Origin of the sequence: Pseudonocardia halophobica, from assembly GCF_027922425.1 — a bacterium.
Classification (GTDB): domain Bacteria; phylum Actinomycetota; class Actinomycetes; order Mycobacteriales; family Pseudonocardiaceae; genus Pseudonocardia; species Pseudonocardia halophobica.
Map to the genome: position 1 here is coordinate 1 of NZ_BSFQ01000231.1, position 629 is coordinate 629.

The 629-nt window shown below is 64.4% G+C and carries 1 protein-coding gene; it reads left to right on the forward strand.

Annotation, left to right across the window (positions count from 1 at the left end):
- A partial coding sequence (locus PKE99_RS39260; RefSeq protein ID WP_271215137.1) for an MFS transporter occupies positions 1–629 on the forward strand: 629 nt, incomplete at both ends.

Consider the following 629-nt stretch of genomic DNA (forward strand, 5'->3'; position numbering starts at 1 on the left):
GCATGGCGCAGGCGGTTGTCGCCGCCGGCATGGTGCTGTCGCGGGCCATCGTGCGCGACATGGTCAGCGATGCCGAGGCAGCCTCGATGATCGGCTATGTGACGATGGGGATGAGCCTCGTGCCGATGATCGGCCCGGTGATTGGCGGTGTGCTGGATGAATATTTCGGCTGGCACGCCAATTTCGGCCTGCTGCTGGCGGCAGGCATCGCGGTTACCGTGCTGTGCTGGCGCGATCTGGGCGAAACCTCCACCCCTTCAGGGATGAGCTTTACCGAGCAGGCCCGGCAATATCCGCTCCTTCTGCGGTCGCAGAGGTTCTGGGGTTACTGCCTGTCCGCGGCTTTCGCCTCAGGCTGTTTCTTCGCCTATCTCGGCGGCGCCCCCTTCGTCGGCACCGAGGTTTTCGGCCTCTCCGCCTCGCGCGTGGGCATGTTGTTCGCCCTCACCGCGCTGGGATATGCGGGGGGCAACTTCTTTGCGGGCCGGTATTCGGTGCGCATCGGGATGAACCGCATGGTTCTGCTGGGAACGGTGGTAACCACGCTGTCCTCCGCCGTGCTGGCGCTCCTGTCGCTGCTGGATCTGACCACTGCCTTCCTTTTCTTCGGGCTGACCCTGTTCATGGGG